This is a genomic window from Sphingomonas changbaiensis NBRC 104936 (genome assembly GCF_000974765.1).
Classification (GTDB): domain Bacteria; phylum Pseudomonadota; class Alphaproteobacteria; order Sphingomonadales; family Sphingomonadaceae; genus Sphingomonas_B; species Sphingomonas_B changbaiensis.
In genome coordinates, this window is the sequence record NZ_BBWU01000009.1 from 21,551 (window position 1) to 40,167 (window position 18,617).

At 66.8% G+C, this 18,617-nt stretch carries 17 protein-coding genes; 8 read left to right on the top strand and 9 right to left on the bottom strand.

Annotated features, from left to right (window positions below; all coding sequences use genetic code 11):
* Positions 1-1,533 carry a 2-polyprenylphenol 6-hydroxylase gene (gene ubiB, locus SCH01S_RS01655; RefSeq protein WP_046347037.1) on the bottom strand — a complete coding sequence of 511 codons (1,533 nt, stop codon included), beginning with the start codon at positions 1,531-1,533 and terminating at the stop codon, positions 1-3.
* Complete coding sequence (locus SCH01S_RS01660) at positions 1,534-2,265, bottom strand: class I SAM-dependent methyltransferase (protein WP_046347038.1); 732 nt, start codon at positions 2,263-2,265, stop codon at positions 1,534-1,536.
* Between the two features lie 55 nt (positions 2,266-2,320).
* Between SCH01S_RS01660 and mutM the strand changes: the two genes are divergently transcribed.
* Together mutM and SCH01S_RS01670 are read left to right on the top strand one after the other, a co-directional pair.
* A complete protein-coding gene (gene mutM / locus SCH01S_RS01665; RefSeq protein WP_046347039.1) occupies positions 2,321-3,133 on the top strand; it encodes a bifunctional DNA-formamidopyrimidine glycosylase/DNA-(apurinic or apyrimidinic site) lyase in 813 nt (270 codons plus the stop codon).
* Positions 3,134-3,268: 135 nt separating this feature from the next.
* Positions 3,269-5,686, top strand: a complete 2,418-nt coding sequence (locus SCH01S_RS01670; RefSeq protein WP_084689340.1) for a TonB-dependent receptor — start codon at positions 3,269-3,271, stop codon at positions 5,684-5,686.
* Between the two features lie 153 nt (positions 5,687-5,839).
* Here SCH01S_RS01670 and parE read toward each other — a convergent pair whose 3' ends face one another.
* The 5 genes from parE to SCH01S_RS01695 all read right to left on the bottom strand — a co-directional run bounded on the left by parE (position 5,840) and on the right by SCH01S_RS01695 (position 10,909).
* On the bottom strand, positions 5,840-7,819 hold the full coding sequence (parE, locus tag SCH01S_RS01675) for a DNA topoisomerase IV subunit B (protein ID WP_046347040.1): 1,980 nt from the start codon (positions 7,817-7,819) through the stop codon (positions 5,840-5,842).
* A 96-nt stretch (positions 7,820-7,915) separates the two neighbouring features.
* Positions 7,916-8,386, bottom strand: a complete 471-nt coding sequence (locus tag SCH01S_RS15655; protein ID WP_052733718.1) for an SRPBCC domain-containing protein — start codon at positions 8,384-8,386, stop codon at positions 7,916-7,918.
* Between the two features lie 116 nt (positions 8,387-8,502).
* Positions 8,503-9,174, bottom strand: a complete 672-nt coding sequence (locus SCH01S_RS17035) for a PEPxxWA-CTERM sorting domain-containing protein (RefSeq protein ID WP_046347041.1) — start codon at positions 9,172-9,174, stop codon at positions 8,503-8,505.
* Between the two features lie 229 nt (positions 9,175-9,403).
* Complete coding sequence (locus tag SCH01S_RS01690; RefSeq protein WP_046347042.1) at positions 9,404-9,967, bottom strand: OsmC family protein; 564 nt, start codon at positions 9,965-9,967, stop codon at positions 9,404-9,406.
* A 36-nt stretch (positions 9,968-10,003) separates the two neighbouring features.
* Positions 10,004-10,909 (bottom strand): diiron oxygenase, encoded by a 906-nt coding sequence (locus tag SCH01S_RS01695; protein WP_046347043.1) that lies wholly within the window; start codon positions 10,907-10,909, stop codon positions 10,004-10,006.
* 309 nt (positions 10,910-11,218) lie between these two features.
* On the opposite strand from SCH01S_RS01695, the gene SCH01S_RS15995 reads away from it, so the two are divergent.
* On the top strand, positions 11,219-13,036 hold the full coding sequence (locus tag SCH01S_RS15995; RefSeq protein ID WP_084689341.1) for an alpha/beta fold hydrolase: 1,818 nt from the start codon (positions 11,219-11,221) through the stop codon (positions 13,034-13,036).
* Here SCH01S_RS15995 and SCH01S_RS01705 read toward each other — a convergent pair.
* Positions 13,033-13,689, bottom strand: a complete 657-nt coding sequence (locus tag SCH01S_RS01705; RefSeq protein WP_046347044.1) for a GcrA family cell cycle regulator — start codon at positions 13,687-13,689, stop codon at positions 13,033-13,035. The genes SCH01S_RS15995 and SCH01S_RS01705 overlap by 4 nt on opposite strands.
* A 69-nt stretch (positions 13,690-13,758) precedes the next feature.
* On the opposite strand from SCH01S_RS01705, the gene SCH01S_RS01710 reads away from it, so the two are divergent.
* The 3 genes from SCH01S_RS01710 to SCH01S_RS01720 all read left to right on the top strand — a co-directional run bounded on the left by SCH01S_RS01710 (position 13,759) and on the right by SCH01S_RS01720 (position 15,705).
* Positions 13,759-14,586 (top strand): ABC transporter permease, encoded by an 828-nt coding sequence (locus tag SCH01S_RS01710; protein WP_046347045.1) that lies wholly within the window; start codon positions 13,759-13,761, stop codon positions 14,584-14,586.
* Positions 14,583-15,284 carry a dienelactone hydrolase family protein gene (locus tag SCH01S_RS01715; RefSeq protein WP_046347046.1) on the top strand — a complete coding sequence of 234 codons (702 nt, stop codon included), beginning with the start codon at positions 14,583-14,585 and terminating at the stop codon, positions 15,282-15,284. The genes SCH01S_RS01710 and SCH01S_RS01715 overlap by 4 nt, the downstream gene beginning before the upstream one ends.
* A gap of 82 nt (positions 15,285-15,366) precedes the next feature.
* Positions 15,367-15,705 carry a hypothetical protein gene (locus SCH01S_RS01720; RefSeq protein WP_046347047.1) on the top strand — a complete coding sequence of 113 codons (339 nt, stop codon included), beginning with the start codon at positions 15,367-15,369 and terminating at the stop codon, positions 15,703-15,705.
* A 49-nt stretch (positions 15,706-15,754) separates the two neighbouring features.
* On the opposite strand, the gene SCH01S_RS01725 is transcribed toward SCH01S_RS01720, so the two are convergent.
* Positions 15,755-16,075, bottom strand: a complete 321-nt coding sequence (locus SCH01S_RS01725; RefSeq protein WP_046347048.1) for a DUF8200 family protein — start codon at positions 16,073-16,075, stop codon at positions 15,755-15,757.
* A gap of 123 nt (positions 16,076-16,198) precedes the next feature.
* Between SCH01S_RS01725 and SCH01S_RS01730 the strand changes: the two genes are divergently transcribed.
* Together SCH01S_RS01730 and SCH01S_RS01735 are read left to right on the top strand one after the other, a co-directional pair.
* Positions 16,199-17,179, top strand: coding sequence for an AraC family transcriptional regulator (locus tag SCH01S_RS01730; protein WP_084689342.1), 981 nt, complete (start codon positions 16,199-16,201; stop codon positions 17,177-17,179).
* Positions 17,180-17,405: 226 nt separating this feature from the next.
* Entirely contained in the window at positions 17,406-18,596 is a 1,191-nt protein-coding gene (locus SCH01S_RS01735) for an aspartate aminotransferase family protein (protein WP_046347049.1), read from the top strand.
* Positions 18,597-18,617 lie beyond the last annotated feature (21 nt).

Here is an 18,617-nt window from a genome sequence, read left to right on the forward strand (position 1 = left end):
TCACGTTAGCAGCAGGGTGATGATCGACCCAACTGCCGCCGCAGCGATGCCGATTGCCGCATAGCGCCAGCTGCTGCCGCGGCCGAGGACGTGGACGTCGACCAGCGGTGGCGGCGGGGGCGCGGCGCTGGGGCGCGGGAACTGGTGGTCGAGACGCCGGATCAGGTCGGGGATCAGCGCCAGCGTGCGGCCGAGCTCGACGATGCGATCGGCGGCCCAGGCTTCGGGGCCGATCTCGGTCCGGATCCATTCGCGGACGAACGGGCCGGCCGTTTCCCACATGTTGATGTCGGGATCGAGCGTTTGCGCCACGCCCTCCACCATCACCATCGTCTTCTGCAGCAGCAGCAGGTGCGGCTGGGTCGGCATGTCGAAGTCGCGGGTGATCGCGAACAGGCCGTCGAGCATGTTGCCGATCGATATGTCCTTGACCGGGAGCCCCCGGATCGGCTCGCCCACGGCCCGAAGCGCGGTCGTGAACTCGGCGAGATTGTGGTGCGGCGGAACATAGCCCGCCTCGAAATGGATCTCGGCGACGCGCTCGTAATTGCCGGTGATCAGGCCGTAGAGGATTTCGGCCAGCCACATGCGCGCGCGGCGGTCGATCCGGCCCATGATGCCGAAATCGATCGCGACGATCGTGCCGTCCGGCCGCACCAGCAGGTTTCCCTGGTGCATGTCGGCATGGAAGAAGCCTTCGGAGATCGCCTGGCGCAGAAAGGCGCGGACGAGGCGGCCGGCCAGCGCCTTCACGTCGTGGCCGGCGGCGATCAGCTCGTCGCGGCGCGAGACTTTGATGCCGTCGATCCACTCCAGCGTCATCACGCGCCGGGCGGTGCGCTGCCAGTCGATCGACGGCACGCAATAGCCCGGCTCCGCTTCCATCGCCTCGGCGAGCTCGGACGCGGACGCAGCCTCTCGCCGCAAATCGAGCTCGCGCATCGTCCATTGCCTGAACGTCGCGATCACCAGCCGCGGACGCAGCCGCTGCAGCTCGGGGCCAAGCGCTTCCGCCTGGGCAGCGGCCCATTCGTAAGTGTCGAGGGCCTTGGCGAATTCCTCCTCGACGCCGGGGCGGAGCACCTTGACCGCGACCTCGCGGCCGTCGCTCGTCACTGCGCGATGAACCTGCGCGATCGAGGCGGCGCCGACCGGTTCCGGATCGAGCGACCGGAACAGCTGGTCGATCGGCTTGCCGAGCGCCTGCTCGATCGCGGTGCGGATTTCCTCGAACGGCGCGGGCGGCAGATCGTCTTGCAGGCGGAGCAGATCGGCGGCGGCCTCCGGGCCGACCAGGTCGGGGCGGGTGGCCAGAGCCTGGCCGAACTTGATCGCCGCGGGGCCGAGCGCTTCGAACGCATGCGCATATTCGGGCACCCGCGGAATGCGCGCGCCGAAACGGGCAAGCTTCACCAGTCGGCGAACGGGCGGCGGGGTCAGCGGGTCGCGCTCGATGCCGCGCAGCGCACCATGACGCGCCAGCGTACGGCCCCATTTCAGCAGCCGGAACAGATGGGTCGCGGTGGAGGCCAACTAAATCTTCCAGCCCGAGTGGATCGCGACCAGCCCGCCCAGCATCGGCTCGACGTGGGTGCGCACGAACCCGGCCTCGCCGATCATACGTGCGAACGTCGGCATGTCGGGGAAGCGGCGGATCGACTCGATCAGGTAGCGGTAGCTGTCCTCGTCATCCGCGATCAGCTTGCCGACCTTGGGCACGATCCGGTGCGAATAGAAATCGTAGACTTCCGAGAATCCAGGCCACAGCGTGGTCGAAAATTCGAGGCAGAAGAAACGGCCGCCGCGGCGGAGCACGCGGTGCGCCTCGCGAAGGGCGGCGGGGATGTCGGTCACGTTCCGGATTCCGAACGCGATCGTGTACGCGTCGAAAAAGCGGTCCGGGAACGTCAGGCTCTCGGCGTTGGCCTCGCTCCAGACCAGCGTGTCGAACCCGCGCGCATCCGCCCGGCCCATGCCGACTTCCAGCATTTCCGGGTTGATGTCCGCGACGGTAACGCGAGCGCCTGAGCGGGCAAGGCGGAAGGCGATGTCGCCGGTACCGCCGGCCATGTCGAGAATGTCCTCGCCCGCGCGCGGCTTCACCCGGCGCACGAAGCGGTCCTTCCACAGCCGGTGCATGCCGGCCGACATGGCGTCGTTCATGATGTCGTAGCGACGCGCAACGTTCGAAAAGACGGCGCCGACGCGGGCCGTCTTTTCCTCGGGAGCGACCTCTTCGTAACCGAAGGAGACTGTTTCGGGCATGGCGGTCCGATAGCGGGAGCTTGTGGGGCAAGCAAACGCCGCTTAGCTGCATCCGGTGCCAGAACTTCCCGAAGTCGAAACCACGGTTCGCGGGCTGCGGCCCGTCCTCGAGGGCCAGACGCTCGCGCGTGTCGAGGCACGGCGCGCGGACCTGCGCTTTGCGTTCCCGCCTGACCTGCGCCAGCGGCTGACCGGCGCGCGCGTCACCGGGCTTGGCCGCCGCGCCAAATACGGGCTGGTCGACACCGACCGCGGCGACACGATGATCTTCCATCTCGGCATGTCGGGCCGCTGGCGGCTCGACCCGGACGAGATCGGCACGCACGACCATCTGGTGCTGGAGACCGGGGCGGGGCGGCGGCTGGCGCTGAACGATCCCCGCCGGTTTGGTTCGGTCGACCTGTTCCCGACGGCTGAGCTGGCCGCCTATCCCGCCTTTGCGGCGCTGGGGCCGGAGCCGCTGGGACCGGATTTCACGTCAGACTATCTGGCCCATGCGCTGGAGGGACGCAGCGCGCCGATCAAGGCGTTGCTGCTCGATCAACGGATCGTCGCCGGGCTGGGCAATATCTATGTTTGCGAGGCGCTGTACATGGCCGGCATTGCGCCCACGCGGGCGGGCGGTCGGATCGCGCGCAAGCGGTTGGATGCGCTGGTGCCGGCGATCCGCGCGGTCCTGGAAGCGGCGATCGAGGCCGGCGGATCGACCTTGCGCGATTACGCCCGGCCCAACGGCGAACTCGGCTATTTCGCCAAGCAATGGCGCGTCTATGGCCGGGAAGGTCAGGCGTGCCTGTGCGGCGCGCCGGTCCGGCGCCGCGTCGATAGCGGCCGCTCGACCTTCTACTGCGCCGCCTGCCAGCGCTGACATTCTGTAACGCGAACGTCACGAATACGTCGCGGACTCGTCACCGGCGAGTCCCGAATCTGACCCCGAACGCGCCTAGCGCGGCCCGGACGGAAGCGGCGGGGGCCGCGTCCCGCAATCCAAAAGGGTCAATCCATGACGCGTCTTCGTTTCGTTCTGATGCTCGGCACCGCGCTGCCGGCCGCCTGTTTCACCACATCCGCCATTGCGGCCGATGATGTCGTCGCTGCCGCCGACGCGGTCGATGCCGGCGACGGCAGCGGCCTTGGCGAAATCGTGGTGACCGCAACCAAGCGCGAAACCGACCTGCAGCAGACGCCGATCGCGATCTCTGTGGTCAACTCGCAGCTCATCAAGGACCGGCACGTCCAGAGCCTCTACGATCTGGCCGATGGCGGCGTACCCAGCTTGCGCGTCGCGACCTTCGAGGCGCGCCAGTCGGCACTGACGATCGGCATCCGCGGCATCGTGCCGTTCGACGCCAACCAGACCGCACGCGACCAAGGCGTGGGCGTCTATGTCGACGGCGTCTATCTGGGCCGCCAGCAGGGCCTGAATGCTGCGCTGTTCGACGTGGAGCGGATCGAGGTGCTGCGCGGGCCGCAAGGGACTTTGTTCGGCCGCAATACGGAAGGCGGCGCGCTCAGCATCGTGACGAAGGCGCCCACCGGCGAGTTCGGTGGGCGGGTCAGCGCGGGCGTCGGAAACTACGGGAGCTACAACGGCGAGGCGCACATCGACTTCCCGGCCTTCGCCAACCTGGCGGTGAAGCTGGACGGCGTGATGCAGCACCAGGGCGCCACCACCAAAAACCCGCTCGCCGGCCAGAAAGGCTGGAACTATTTCAACCGCGTCGGCGGCCGCGCTGCGGTCCGGTGGACGCCGTTCGACGGCTTCACGGCAGACCTGTCTTATGACCGGTCGAAGGACGAGAACACGCCCTTCTACAGCCAGCTGGTGAACTACAATCCGCTCGGCCGCACGGTCGGCGTCTATGACGCGAACGGCAAGCTCGTTGCGCCTCCGGGCGGCACCTGCACGCCGGCCTGCATCGCGCCGCTTTCGCCGCTGGTGGTCGTCAGCGGCGACAACCGGATGAAGGTCGCCGACATCGGCGTGCCGCAGCAGCCGAGCGTGGATCGCACGAGCGGCTTCACCGGCATTCTGAAGTACGAACCGACGCCGGACCTCGAGCTCCGGTCGATCACCGCGTGGCGCAAGGTCAGCACGCACCAATGGGATAACTCAGGCGGCGCGCACCGCACCATCTTCGCGCCGAACACGAATTTCAGCCGCTACAGCCTGTCGGAGCTGTTTCAGAACCAGTTCAGCCAGGAGCTCCAGGCGGTCGGCAGCTTTCCGCAGCTCGATTACGTCGTGGGTGCCTATTATTTCAAGGAACACGCGTCCGAGGCCGCGGCCACGCCCAGCAGCAACCGCTGGAACGCGGACGCCACCGGATACACCGTCAACAGTCCGATCGTTTTCGGCCCGATCACGTCCGGCAACCAGGGCTGGGATCGCAGCTCCTGGTTCGTCCAGCGCGACAGTCGCGCCGAAGCGACGAGCTATGCCGTCTTCGGCCAGTTCACCTTCACGCCCGCCCGCTTCGATATCTTCCACCTGACCGCAGGCGCCCGCTACACGCACGACAAGCGCGACGGCCTGCTCTTCGTCGTCCAGAACAAGCCGACGAACTACGGCTTCCACTTCTCCGCCAACCGGGTCGACCCACTGGTGACCGCCGCGATCGACGTGACGCCGGATGTGCACCTCTACGCCAAATACGCGACCGGCTACCGGGCGGGGGGCGCCAACGACCGGTCGCAGACGTTCAATGCGTTCGGTCCGGAGTCGGTCAGGTCCTATGAAGCGGGCGCGAAGCTCGACCTGTTCGACCGGCGCGTGCGCCTGAACCTTGCCGGCTACATCATGGACCGCAAGGGCACGCAGACCGACTTCGACAATGTCGACACACGGCCGACATTGCCGGACGGATCGCCGAACCCGACGTTCAACCTGCACACGGAAGAGACGCGCAACGCGCCGGGCATTTCGAGGATCAGGGGCGTCGAGGCGGACCTGACCGTGCAGCCGGTGGACAATCTGACGATGGGCGCATCCTACGCCTACACCTATACGCGGGTGCCGCCGACGCCGAACCCGTTCCTGAACAACGCGCCGTTCCAGGTCTATACAGTCTTCACGCCGCGCAACGCGGCCTCGGGCTTCATCGACTATGAGGTTCCGGTCGCGGGGAACGGCGCCAGGCTTCGCTTCCACCTCGACGCCAATTATGCCGATCCTCAGTACAGCTTCCAGTCGGAGCCGGTGAAGACCGACTCCAGCTTCATCGTGAACGGCCGCATCGCGCTGGCGGACATCCCTGTGAACGGCAGCGGGACGACAGCCACGCTCTCGGTCTGGACCCGCAACCTGTTCAACGAGACGCACATCTATCGCCGGTCCGCAGCCAACGCCGCGATCCTTGGCGACTATGCCAACTTCAACCCGCCCCGGACGTTCGGCGGCGAGGTGGCGATCAGGTTTTGATGCAGAATTCCCTCTCCCGCGAGCGGGAGAGGGCGACTCGCGCCGGCGGGCGCGAGCGGGGTGAGGGTACTGTGGTAAAGGTTATCGGGCCCTCACCCTCCCACCGCTTCGCGGCGGGCCCCTCCCTCTCCCGCAAGCGGGAGAGGGGTTAGATCAAGCGTCGATCGCTTCCTCATCCAGCCGCGACGCGTTTTCCTGGATGAACTGGAACCGGTGTTCCGGATTTCGCCCCATCAGCCGGTCGACGAGATCGCGGACGCCGGCGCGTTCCTCGTAATCCTGGGGCAGGGTGATGCGAATCAGGCTGCGGGTCTTCGGGGCCATTGTGGTTTCGCGAAGCTGCTGCGGGTTCATTTCGCCCAAGCCCTTGAACCGGCCGACCTCGACCTTCTTGCCTTTGAACTCCGTCGCTTCCAGCTCGGCGCGGTGGGCATCGTCGCGGGCATAGAGGCTCTTGCCGCCTGCCGTCAGCCGGTAGAGCGGAGGCTGGGCGAGATAGAGGTGCCCGCGCCGGACGATGTCCGGCATTTCTTGGAAGAAGAAGGTCATCAACAGCGTCGCGATGTGGGCGCCGTCCACGTCGGCATCGGTCATGATGACGATGCGTTCGTAACGAAGCGCATCGGGCGCGCATTTGTCGCGGGTGCCGCAGCCCAATGCCTGGATCAGGTCGGCGATCTCGTTGTTCGCGCGGATCTTGTCGGCGGTGGCGGAAGCGACGTTCAGGATCTTGCCGCGGATCGGCAGGATCGCCTGCGTCTTGCGATCGCGCGCCTGCTTGGCCGAGCCGCCGGCCGAGTCGCCCTCGACGATGAACAACTCGGTGCCTTCGGGACTGTCGTTGGCGCAGTCGGTAAGTTTGCCGGGCAGGCGGAGCTTGCGCGCGCCGGTCGCGGTTTTGCGCTTGACCTCGCGCTCTGCCTTGCGCCGCAGCCGTTCGTCCATCCGATCCATGACGAAGCCGAGCAGCGCCTTGCCGCGCTCCATCCGGTCGGCGAGGAAATGGTCGAAATGGTCGCGGATCGCATTCTCGACCAGCCGCGCCGCTTCCGGGGAAGTCAGCCGGTCCTTGGTTTGGCTCTGGAACTGCGGGTCGCGGATGAAAACGGACAGCATCAGCTCGGCGCCGGTAACGATATCCTCGGCGCTGATGTCCTTGGCCTTCTTCTGGCCGGTCAGCTCGCCGAAGGCGCGGATGCCCTTGGTCAGCGCGGCGCGAAGCCCCTGCTCGTGCGTGCCGCCGTCGGGCGTCGGGATGGTGTTGCAGTACCAGCTATAGCTGCCTTCGCTCCACAGCGGCCAGGCAACGGCCCATTCGACGCGGCCCTGGCCATCGGGGAACTCCTGCGCACCGGTGAAGAATTCGGTCGTCGCGCATTCGCGCGTCCCGATCTGCTCCTTCAGATGATCGGCAAGTCCACCTGGAAACTGGAACACGGCTTCGGCGGGAATGTCGGTGTCGGCGATCAGGTCGGGCGCGCATTTCCAGCGAATTTCGACGCCCGCGAACAGATACGCCTTGGAGCGAGCGAGGCGGTAGAGCCGCGCCGGCTTGAACTTCAGCTCCTCGCCGAAAATCTCCGGATCGGGCACGAAGGAGACAGTGGTACCGCGCCGGTTCGGCACCGCGCCCAGCTCTTCCAGCGGCCCCAAGGTCACGCCGCGGGCAAAGCGCTGGCGATAGAGCGATTTGTTGCGCGCAACCTCGACCGTCGTTTCGGCGGAGAGGGCATTGACGACGCTAACGCCGACGCCGTGCAGGCCGCCCGACGTCGCATACGCCTTTCCGGCGAATTTGCCGCCGGAATGGAGCATCGACATGATGACTTCCAACGCCGACTTGTCCGGGTATTTCGGGTGCGGATCGACCGGCATGCCGCGGCCATTGTCGGCGATCGTCAGCCGATTGCCGACATCCAGCGTGACCTCGATGCGCGTCGCAAAGCCGGCGACGGCTTCGTCCATCGCATTGTCGAGCACTTCGGCGGCAAGGTGATGAAGCGCCCGCTCGTCGGTGCCGCCCACATACATGCCCGGGCGGCGGCGGACCGGCTCCAGCCCCTCCAGCACCTCGATCGAGGAAGCGTCATAATCGGTGGAAAGCGCCGCGTTGGAAGCAAACAGATCGGACATGGCCAAGAGCTATAGAAGCGGGAAGGGCAGGGGCGGAACCGTCAAAATTCATCACGGCCGCGGCACAGGGTGAAAATCAGCTTAAGCCGACGGCCCCTAGGCGGAAAGGCGTCGCATAGGGACGACATTCTCGAGTGCGCGCAAACGCTCGGCGAGGGCGCGGTTGCACGCTTCGTAGGCGGGCACGAAATCGCGCTCGATCTGCTCCTCGGTCCAGCGCCAGGGGATGAGTCCGGACAGCGTTTCGCTGTGGAACAGACGGGTGCCGCCTGCTTCGGGAACGAACTCGAACAGATGATCGCCGGTGAACAGCAGCGGCACATGCCCGCGCCACGCAAGCACGTGGGCCGGTTCGGCGCGGGTGATGGTGACCGTCTGGCGGATGGTCGCGCCAGGCTTGGCGGGATTCAGGAACCGCATTGCGACTCTGGCGCCGATGCGCGCTTCGCCGCTGGCGTCCAGGTTCAGCGGATTCCAGTCGCGATAATGCGCGAAATCGGCGAGCACGGTCCAGACACGTTCCGGCGCATGCGGCAGATGGATCGACGTCAGGACGCGCTTGGCCATGATCCGATCAATGCCCGCGCCGCGCTGCCGTCAAGCAGCGCGGCGCGGGTGATCGACGAGCGGGCCAGAACGGTCGACCGGCGTGGTCTCTCTCGCGCCGGCCCGCGCTTAGCAGATCAGGCGAGCACTGCCGTCCGGCGGCGGCGCGCGGCTGCGCCGATCAGGCCAAAGCCGCCGATCATCAGCGCCCAGGTCGCCGGCTCCGGAACCGCCGTGATCGTGAACGTGCCGGATCCGGTCGCGGCGCCCAGCGTGTAGGTGCCGGTAAAGGTCCCGCCGTTGGGCGACCAGTAGGCGGCCGCGTCGTTGATCGCCTGCTGCTGCTGGGCGACGGTGCAGCCCGTGCAATAAGCAGCGAACGAATTGCCGGAGCCGCGCCCGACAATGGCGTCCACCAGCTGCGTGTTCGGACCGGAGGTGATGAACACGTCATCGCCCGTCCCGAGCATGCCGTCGGAGCCCTTCAGCACGCCCTGATAATCGTTGGAATAATTATAGGCGCCTGCGGCGTAGCTGAAACCGAGCGCATCGTCCGGGTCGCTCGACGCCATCGTGAGCATCAGCTGCGAGATCGAGATCTGTTGATCGTCGCCGGTGATCCGAAGGCTGAAATGCATCCGGTTGCCAAGCTCGTTGGCGAAGGCGGCGCCGAATTTGGTGCCCGGGTCGGCGAAGCCCTTCCAGCTCGGGAAACCAGTGACGATGCCCTGGGAGGCGCCGACGACCGATTGGGCATGGAAATAGGTCGGCGCGTTCGGGTCACCAAAGGAGGTGTAGCCGTGGTACATGGCCTGGACCGCATTCGAGACCCAGCCTGCATAGGATGGAGAGCCGAAACCGTTCGGCGCCAGGGTCGGCGTGACGGTGATGGTGATGGCCTGGGCAGAGGACGCGCCGAATTTATAACCTGTTTAGTGTTTTGTCACGAAGGAGTTGCCGCCGTTCCGGATCGAACCGGCGGCAAAGCGCTCCCGCAGGGGGCGGACGGGAGCGCTCCGCGTCTGCGGCGGTGCCGCGTCAGCCGACGATCAGCCTGCCGTTCATCTTCACCGGCCGGCTGATGTTGAAGTAATTGGGGCTGGTCGCCATCACCGTTTCATGGATTTCGGCGAATTGCTCCGGCGTGCCATTGCCCTTAATCCGCACGTCATAGTCGATGCCGCGATAGCCGGGCGGGACGGCGTCGCTGAGGCCGAGGAAGCCGCGCAGGTCGAGCTCGCCGCGCGTCTCGATCTCCAGCGATTCAAGCTCGATGCCGCGCAACGCCGCGCCCGCGACATAGCCGACCGCCATGCAGGCGTTCACCGCCGACATCAGCAGCTCCTGCGGGTTGGGCGCGCTGTTCGTGCCGAGCAACTCCTCCGGCTCGTCGGCAACGATGCGGAAGCTGCGCTCGACCCGCTCGCCGCCGATCACATAGCTGTCCACGACCGACTCGCTGCGCGTCTGGCCCAGCCAGCGCGTGGTGACGTTGAAGGCCACCTTGGCCTTGGCAGGATCGGCGCCGATCGCGTCGACCACCTCGCCCAGGGCGGTGAGGTCGATGTCGTTCACGCGGGTTTTCTTGACGGTATCCAACATGGGTCTTCTCCTTCTCTCTCTTGGTGATGCTAGGGATCAGGCGAACTGGGGCGCGACGGCGTCGATGCGGGCGCGGGCAGTCGGCGAAATCCGCTCCAGCGTGTCGACAAACTGCGGGTGGACCATGCCGGAGCCCAGATAGGTCCACCGCGCCGCCTGGTGCTGCTGGGCAAGCAGCGCCGCCCGGTTCGGGAGCGAGCGTCCGACCGCACGCTCGAAGGTCTGGAGATTGAGCTCCGCCTGCTGGGCGAGGCCGCCGTCGAGGAAGGCGCCGATCTCCAGATATTCGTTCGCGGCGGCGACGATCTCAATCTCGCTGCGACCATCGGCAAGCGCCAGCACGATCAGCGTGTCGATCTTCGCGTGCTGTGCTTCCTCCATCCAGTGGTGGCGGAGCAGGCTTTTGAACAGCGGGTCGAGGCTGCCATCATCGCGGACGCTGTCCAGATAATGGCCCTGCGTCATCCACTCGATCTGGAGGATGGCGAGCGCGACCGCCAGCGGGTCGTGGCGCAGAACCTCCGCCGCAATCGCCTCGGCCGGTCCGATGACTTCGCATGGCGTTCCGAAGCCGGCGGCAAATGCATCGCGGAAGCGCCGGAACAGCTGGATGTGCTTGGCCTCTTCGCCGGCGAACTGGAGCAGGGCGCGGACGCGGTAATCGTCGGTGTTGAGCAGCGGCCGCGCGTGGTCGAGCAGGAACGGCAGAATGAACTCCTCGATCAGCCCGAACAGCGACAGATATTGGTGGCCGCCGATCTGGTTGAGGACGCGTCGTTCGTCCGGCTCCAGGCCCGGCGCCGCCCTGGTGCGGGCCAGCGCTTCGGGCATGAAGTGCGCGGCGAAATCGAGCCGCTGGTTCGGCCCGAACACGTCGTCGAGCCGCCAGCCGGCGCGCTCTGACGTGGACAAGACTGCTTCGTAGCTGAAATCCTTGTACATTTCATGTCTCCGATGCTGATGATCAGAAGCCGCCGAACGGCGTCACCGCGACGATGACGGCCGTGGAGCTGCAGACGAAGGTGCAGAAGCTCACGATCAGGAGCTTCATGGTTTCGGGCGAAAACTTGATAAGCATTAGGAACTCCATGGTTGGGCAAAGACCGGGTATTCCGCGTCAGGGGTGAAACGCGGTTGCGAACCTGAGATTTGCTTGACCCGGACTTGGGATACTGCGTTTCGGCGGTTGCCAGAATGACCGGCTTGCCGGATGATTTGACCGAATCACCGGAACAAGGGCCCGGAGCGGCCATGGACGTGCTTTCGGACATCCTGTCGTCGATGCGGCTGACCGGCGGCGTCGTGATCGATGCGGAGATGGCGGGCGCCTGGTCGATCGCGTCGCAATTCACGCCCGAACATTGCGCCGCCTTCTTCCCCGTTCCGGCGCACGTGATTGGCTATCATTATGTCCGATCGGGCCGCGTCTGGGTGGAAGCGCCGGGTGCGGCCCCGGTCGAGGCGGGGCCGGGCTGCATCATCATCATCCCGCGCAATGAGCGGCACGTGATCTACAGCGTGCCGGGCCTGAAGGCAGTCGAGGCCGTCGACCTGATCCAGCCGGGGCATGATGGCGTCGCCGCCCGCATCGAGATCGCGGGCGAGGGCGCCGAAACGCAGCTTTATTGCGGATTCCTGGGAAGCACCTCGCCCGAGAACGCGTTGCTGCAGAGCCTGCCGAGCCTGTTGCTGATCCAGGCTGACGCGGGCGCAGGCGGGGATTGGCTGGAAAGCTCGCTGCGGTTCGCGGCGGAGGGGTTGTCGACCGCTCCGCCGGGCGTGATTGCCCGGTTGAGCGAACTGCTGTTCGGGGAGGCGGTACGCCGCTACATTGACGCGCTGCCGCAGGGACAGGGCGGCTGGCTGGCGGGGCTGCGGGACCCGGTGGTCGCCCGCACGCTGGGAATCATCCACAGCCGCTACTGCGAAGCGCTCGACATGAGCTCCCTTGCGCGCGAGGTCGGCCTGTCCCGTTCCGCGCTGGCCGACCGGTTCACGGCGCTGATCGGCGAGCCGCCGATGCGCTACTGCGCGCGCTGGCGCATGCGGATTGCCGCCAACATGCTGCGGGACGGGCGGCAGAGCAGCGGCAATGTCGGCTATGAAGTCGGCTTCAACTCGGAAGCGGCGTTCACGCGTGCATTCAAGCGCGAATATGGCGAGCCGCCCGCGGTGTGGCGGCGGCGAATGGCGGCGGCCTTCGCAGGCGCGGCTGCAAAGGCGGCGCTGCCGGACGCGAGGGCGAGCGAGCGCATCGCCTTTTGCACGTCTGCCGACGGCGCGCGGATCGGCTATTCGGAGATCGGCGAGGGCTTTCCGTTGCTGCAGCCGGCCGTGTGGTTCCACCATGTCGAGCTGGATTGGGACACGGCCGCCTGGGCGCACTGGATGGCAGCAGTGGTGCAGGGGCACCGTCTGATCCGAAGCGACCTGCGCGGCGTCGGGCTATCCGACCCGCAGCCGCCGCGCTGGACGTTCGAGGCGCTGGTCGAGGATTTCGAGGCGGTGGTCGACGCGTCAGGCGTGGAGCTGTTCGACCTGATCGGCCTGTCGCATGGCGCGCTTGTCGCGCTGGCTTATGCGGCGCGGCATCCGGAACGGGTGCGCAAGATGCTGCTCTATGGCGGTTATGCGGCCGGCTTCGGCGTGCGCGGCGATCAGGACGAGATCAAGCGGAGGAACACGCTGCTGCGGATGGGGCAGATCTATCGCGACGGCGACCGCGAAGTGTTCGGACGGATGCTGGGCGCGCTGTACTGGCCCGGCGCACGCGACCAGGTGATCGAGTGGCTGAACGAGCGGCTGGTGACGATCATGGGCCTGAACGAGTCGCTGCAGGACGTCTTCCGCAGCGTCGACATCCGCGATGAACTCGGCGGGATCACCGCGGAGACTTTGGTCGCGCACAGCCGCGGCGACCGGATCATCCCGCACGCTTGTTCAGAGGACGTCGCCGCCCGGATCGCCGGCGCGCGGATGATATCGGTCGACAGCCAGAACCATATGCCGCTCGCGGACGAGCCAGCCTGGACCGGCTTCGCCCGCGAACTGCGCGCGTTCCTGGTTTAGCGGACCCGCGGGCCGCCGAAGGGGAGCGGCGGCGGCGGGCGGCGGTCGCGGCGGGGCAGCTGGGCCTGATAGGCTTGGCCGCAATGCGCGACGCAATAGGGAAAGCCCGGGTTCACCGGCGCGCCGCAGAAATGGAAGTCCGGCTCGCCCGGATGGCCGAGCGGCCATTTGCAGATGCGCTCATTCAGGTCGAGCAGGCTGGTTTTGCCGGCGATCTCCGGGCTCGGCTTGGCCGGCACCAGGCGGCGCGGCGGCGCGGGCGGAATTGGCGCGGAGGTTTCGCCCGGCGCCTGGCGCAGGAAGCCGCCGGGGCCGATCGAGCGAATCTGCGGCTGCGGGGGCGCGGCCGGCGTCGCGGGCGACTCGGGCTGAGCGGCCGCTGCCGGACGTTCGGGCGCCGGCGGAGCGGGGCGGGGCGGGGCGGGACGCGGCGCCGTTTCGGCGCGCGGCTCCGGGGCCGCGGCTGCGGGGACCACGCCGTCGTCCTTGCCTTCGCGGACCGGTGACGGGCGCGCCTGCAGGCCCAGGCGATGGGCCTTGCCGATCACGGCATTCCGGCTGACGCCGCCCAGCTCTTCCGCGATCTGGCTGGCGGTCATTCCTTTTTCCCACATCGATTTCAGCTGCTCGATGCGTTCGTCGGTCCAGGCCATCTTTGTCCTTACGTCCTAAAATCCTGCGCGCCTTGCGAGTGAAGCCGTCTGCCGATAGGCGGGCAGCCGATGCTCGACCAGTCCCAATCCGGAGTCCGCCTCGCGCCCGGCATCGCGTCCATCACGAATGTGAACTGGCCGGGCTTGCGCGCCCTTTATGTGAAGGAGGTGCGCCGTTTCTTCAAGGTCCAGCTCCAGACGATCTGGGCGCCCGCGATCACCAACATGCTGTTCCTGGCGATTTTCACGGTCGCGCTCGGCCGGCAGGGGCGCACCGTGCTCGGTCATCCGTTCGCGGATTTCATCGCGCCGGGGTTGATTGTGATGGGCATGCTGCAGAACAGCTTTGCTAATGCAAGCTTCTCGCTGCTGGTCGGCAAGATCCAGGGAACGATCGTCGATTACCTGATGCCGCCGCTGTCGAACGGCGAGCTGCTGGCCGCGCTCAGCGGTGCGGCGGTCACGCGCGCGGTGCTGGTCGGGTGCGCGGTTTGGCTGGCGATGCAGTTATGGCCCGGCATCCACGTGATGCCGCGGCATTTCTGGGCGGTCGCCTGGTTCGGCGTGCTGGGCGCGCTGTTCCTTGCCTTCCTTGGTATCCTGACGTCGATCTGGGCCGAGAAATTCGACCATGCCGCGTCGGTAACGAACTTCGTCGTCGCACCGCTGTCGCTGCTGTCCGGCACATTCTATTCCGTGAACGCGCTGGCGCCCACCTTCCGCGCGATCAGCCACGCCAATCCCTTTTTCTACATCATCTCCGGCTTCCGATACGGTTTCCTGGGCGACGCCGACTCGCCGGTGATGATCGGTGCGATCGTGGTGCTCGGCATCGACGTGGTGATGGGCGCCATCTGCTACGCGCTGCTGCGCTCGGGATGGAAGATCAAGGCATGAGCTTTGTCGACTACACGGCCAACGATATCGCGTGCGAGGCCTATGTCGCGCGGCCGGCCGGGGCGGGGCCGCATCCCACGGTGTTGATCGCGCCGACGGTGCGCGGGCCGACGCAGCTGGAGCATGACAAGGCCGACGCGCTGGCGGCCGAAGGCTATCGCGCGATCGTGCTCGACCATTACGGGAAGAGCGAGCGCGACCTGGGCGATCGCGCGATGGCGCTGATGAACGGGCTGCTGAGCGACCGCGCGCTGCTCCGCGAACGGCTGCTTGCGCATCTCGCCTTCGCGCAAGGGCTGGACGGCGTTGATCGTGACCGGATCGCGATCGTCGGCTATTGCTTTGGCGGCCTCTGCGCGCTCGATCTCGCGCGGACGGGAACCGACGCGATCAGGGGCGCGGTCGCGATCCATGGCGTGTTCTCGCAGCCGGAGCTCGGCCCGCAGCCGCCGATCAAGGCCAAGGTGCTGGTGCTGCACGGCTGGGACGATCCGATCGCCTTGCCGGACGCCGTGCTGGGTCTCACGCGCGAGCTGACCGAGGCCGGTGCGGACTGGCAGCTTCATGCCTATGGCCACACGGTCCACGGCTTCACCAACCCCGAGGCGGCGGTGGCCGGGCGCGTCATGTATAATGCGGATGCGGACCGGCGCGCGAATGCCGCGCTGTCCTATTTCCTGATGGAAGTGCTGGCTTAACAGATCATTACGGAGGCGTTCAGCCGCGCTCCAGCGCGAATCGCCTAGACCGGCTTCACTCTCGAAGAAGGAGTGAAGTGCCATGAAGAATTTGATCGTTTCGCTTGCTATCGCGTCGTCGGCCATGATTGCCGCCACGCCCGCCGCCGCCCAGGGCTTTCGCGGCGGCAACGGGGTGCATCAGCGGCTGCAGCGGATCGAATATCGGATCGACCGCAATCTCCAGCGCGGCTCGCTGACCCGGGCCGAGGCCTTCCGCCTGCGCGGCCAGGCGAACCAGATCGAGCGCCTCGCCTGGCGCTACGGCCGGGACGGGATGAGCGGCTGGGAGCATCGCGACCTTGAGCGCCGCGTCGACCGCCTCCAGAATCACCTGCAGCGCCAGCGTTTTGATGACGATCGCCGCGGCTGGCGGCGATAAGTTGATACCCTCTCTCTCCTTCCGAATGAGGAGAGAGAGGGGATGCCGATCAGCGGGCCGCCACCGCCTTGGTGCCGCGGCCCGCTTTTTCGTTGCATGCCGCAAGCGCATCGGGCGCGAACGTCGTGCCGCCGACGGTGAGGCTGGCGACGGCGCCGATCTCACGGGCGAGCGTCTGACAGGCGCGTTGCATCGCCACGGTGCGGGTTTCCGCCGGGCCGGAGCAGCGCGCGTCGGTGCAGGTCCAGATCGAATCGTTGACGACCATTTTGGCCGGCACCTTCGTGCCCGGTGCGAACGCCGCCTGCCCCAGCGGAAGGGCGAGAGCGGGTTGGGCGATCAGGCCCAAGGCAAGCAGATAGGCTTTCACGGGACTCTCCAGAAGCAAATGCGGCAATTGGCTGTGCGTCCTCTCTATCGCTCGACAGCTGGACGATGAAGCGCTAGAACGCCGGAATACTTGATCGAACGTCCAGCAAGGGAAAAAGAACCCATGGATCCGATCGACGACGTGTTCGGTTCGATGCGCGTCCAGACCAGCCTCTATGCGCGGATCGAAGCGACCGCTCCCTGGGGCGTGACTTTCGTGCGCGGAAAGGCGGCGCGCTTCGGCTATGTCGTGCGCGGCCAATGCTGGCTGACGGTCGCCGATCGCGCGCCGGTGCTTGTCTCGGCCGGCGATTGCTGGACGATTGTCGGCGGCGCGCAATATGCGCTGCAGGACCATCCGGCCACGCCCACCGAATATTGCTACAAGGCGCTTCGCGATCATGCCAACCACGTCGTGCGGCTGGGCGGCGGCGGCGACCCGGTGTCCGTCATCACCGGCTGGTTCCTGTTCGACCGCCAGGGCGCGAAGCCGCTGATCGATCTGATGCCTGAGCTGATCCTGACGCGGATGGATGCGGAGCGATCGGAGCTGATGCGGTCCACATTGCAGCTGCTGGCGGTCGAGACGGCGCGGCGGAGCCTGGGCACCGACATTGTCGTCAGCCGGCTTGCGGACATATTGTTCATCCAGGCGATCCGCGCGCACGCGGCATCCGACGGCGCCGAAGCGAGCGGCTGGATCGGCGCGCTGGCCGACCCGCGCCTGTCGCGCGCGTTCGCGGCCATCCACGCGCGGGTGGAGCATGGCTGGACCGTCGAGGAACTGGCGCGGGAAGCGGGCATGTCGCGCTCCGCCTTCGCCGCGCGGTTCCGGGCGAGCGTGGGGCTGAGCCCGCTCGACTACGTGACGCGCTGGCGCATGTTCCGCGCCGGCGCGCTGCTGCGCCAGGGCAACCACTCGATCGCCGAAATCGCGATGCGCGTCGGCTATGAGAATGAGAGCGCATTCGCCAAGGCGTTCAAGCGCGTGACGGGGATCACGCCGGGCGCCTATCGCCGCGAAGGCGGGGAGATCGGCTTCACGCAACACGTGATGCTGCAGGAGCCGGATCCGATGGCCGACGGCGTGCGGTTGGCGGCTTGATTTCTCCCCTCCCTTTTAGGGAGGGGAGGGGCGGGGCGGGGATGGGTAGCGAGCAGCGAGCATTGCGGGTTCAGTGATTTGCTCGCCTTCGGCGACACCCACCCCTAGCCCCTCCCTTGCAGGGAGGGGAAACGGCTCCGGGGTTGTTTCCCTTTGGCCCCTCTCCTATACCCCGCGATAGGCGGCCGTGCGGTCGCCTTTTTGCGTTTCTTGCCAGGAGCCAGCCATGCCGATCACGCCCTTGATGCCCGTCTATCCCCGCTGCGGCGTGCGGCCGGTGCGCGGCGAGGGCGTGTATCTGATCGGCGAGAATGGCGAGCGCTATCTCGATTTCGCGAGCGGCATCGCGGTCAACCTGCTCGGCCACGGCCACCCGCATCTCACAAAGGCGATCCAGGACCAGGCGGCGACGCTGATGCACGTTTCCAACCTGTACGGTTCGCCGCAGGGGGAGGCGCTGGCGCAGCGGCTGGTCGACAACACGTTTGCGGACACCGTGTTTTTCACCAACTCCGGTGCCGAGGCGGTCGAGTGCTCGATCAAGACCGCGCGCCGCTTTCACTATGCAAACGGCGACACGCAGAAGACGACGCTGATCACGTTCAAGAACGCGTTCCATGGCCGCACGATCGGCACGATCAGCGCGACCGACCAGGACAAGTTGCGCTCCGGCTTCGACCCCCTGCTGCCGGGCTTCAAGGTCGTCGAGTTCGACAATCTGGACGCGGCTGAAGCCGCCGTGGACGACACGACCGCAGGGTTCCTGGTTGAGCCGATCCAGGGCGAAGGCGGCATCCGCCCTGCCTCCCAGGCCTTCATGAAGGGTCTGCGCCGCATCTGCGACGACAAGGGCCTGATGCTGGTGCTGGACGAGGTACAGTGTGGCGTCGGCCGGACCGGCACGCTGTTCGCGCACGAGCATTATGGAATCACGCCGGACATCATGGCCGTCGCGAAGGGCATCGGCGGCGGTTTCCCGATGGGCGCCTGCCTCGCGACCGAGCGGGCCGCGCACGGCATGGTGGTCGGCACGCACGGGTCGACCTATGGGGGCAACCCGCTGGCGATGGCCGCAGGCAATGCGGTGCTCGACGTGGTGCTGGAGCCTGGATTCCTGGAGCATGTCCGCGCGATGGGCGACCGGCTGCGCCAGGCGCTGGACCAGATGATTCCGAATTATGATGATCTGTTCGACAGCGTCCGTGGGATGGGCCTGATGCTGGGCATCAAGCTCAAGTCCGACAGCCGCGCGTTCGTCGCGCACCTGCGTGATCATCACGGCCTGCTGACGGTCGCGGCGGGCGACAATGTCGTCCGCATCCTGCCGCCGCTGACGATCGACGAGCGCGACATTGCCGAGTGCATCGAGCGGCTGAGCGCCGGTGCGCGGGACTACGCGCCCGCGAAGGCGGCGTGAATAGCTCCTCCCCGGAACGGG

What these genes read in the sequence shown, in the direction of transcription:
- SCH01S_RS01730 (WP_084689342.1), top strand. Translation starts at nt 16,199, where the DNA reads ATGGATCCGATCGACGACGTGTTCGGTTCGATGCGCGTCCAGACCAGC.
- SCH01S_RS15655 (WP_052733718.1), bottom strand. Translation starts at nt 8,386, where the DNA reads ATGGCCAAGCGCGTCCTGACGTCGATCCATCTGCCGCATGCGCCGGAA.
- SCH01S_RS01695 (WP_046347043.1), bottom strand. Translation starts at nt 10,909, where the DNA reads ATGTACAAGGATTTCAGCTACGAAGCAGTCTTGTCCACGTCAGAGCGC.
- SCH01S_RS01690 (WP_046347042.1), bottom strand. Translation starts at nt 9,967, where the DNA reads ATGTTGGATACCGTCAAGAAAACCCGCGTGAACGACATCGACCTCACC.
- SCH01S_RS01670 (WP_084689340.1), top strand. Translation starts at nt 3,269, where the DNA reads ATGACGCGTCTTCGTTTCGTTCTGATGCTCGGCACCGCGCTGCCGGCC.
- SCH01S_RS01735 (WP_046347049.1), top strand. Translation starts at nt 17,406, where the DNA reads ATGCCGATCACGCCCTTGATGCCCGTCTATCCCCGCTGCGGCGTGCGG.
- SCH01S_RS01720 (WP_046347047.1), top strand. Translation starts at nt 15,367, where the DNA reads ATGAAGAATTTGATCGTTTCGCTTGCTATCGCGTCGTCGGCCATGATT.
- SCH01S_RS01715 (WP_046347046.1), top strand. Translation starts at nt 14,583, where the DNA reads ATGAGCTTTGTCGACTACACGGCCAACGATATCGCGTGCGAGGCCTAT.
- SCH01S_RS15995 (WP_084689341.1), top strand. Translation starts at nt 11,219, where the DNA reads ATGGACGTGCTTTCGGACATCCTGTCGTCGATGCGGCTGACCGGCGGC.
- SCH01S_RS01660 (WP_046347038.1), bottom strand. Translation starts at nt 2,265, where the DNA reads ATGCCCGAAACAGTCTCCTTCGGTTACGAAGAGGTCGCTCCCGAGGAA.
- parE (WP_046347040.1), bottom strand. Translation starts at nt 7,819, where the DNA reads ATGTCCGATCTGTTTGCTTCCAACGCGGCGCTTTCCACCGATTATGAC.
- SCH01S_RS01705 (WP_046347044.1), bottom strand. Translation starts at nt 13,689, where the DNA reads ATGGCCTGGACCGACGAACGCATCGAGCAGCTGAAATCGATGTGGGAA.
- SCH01S_RS17035 (WP_046347041.1), bottom strand. Translation starts at nt 9,174, where the DNA reads ATGTACCACGGCTACACCTCCTTTGGTGACCCGAACGCGCCGACCTAT.
- SCH01S_RS01710 (WP_046347045.1), top strand. Translation starts at nt 13,759, where the DNA reads ATGCTCGACCAGTCCCAATCCGGAGTCCGCCTCGCGCCCGGCATCGCG.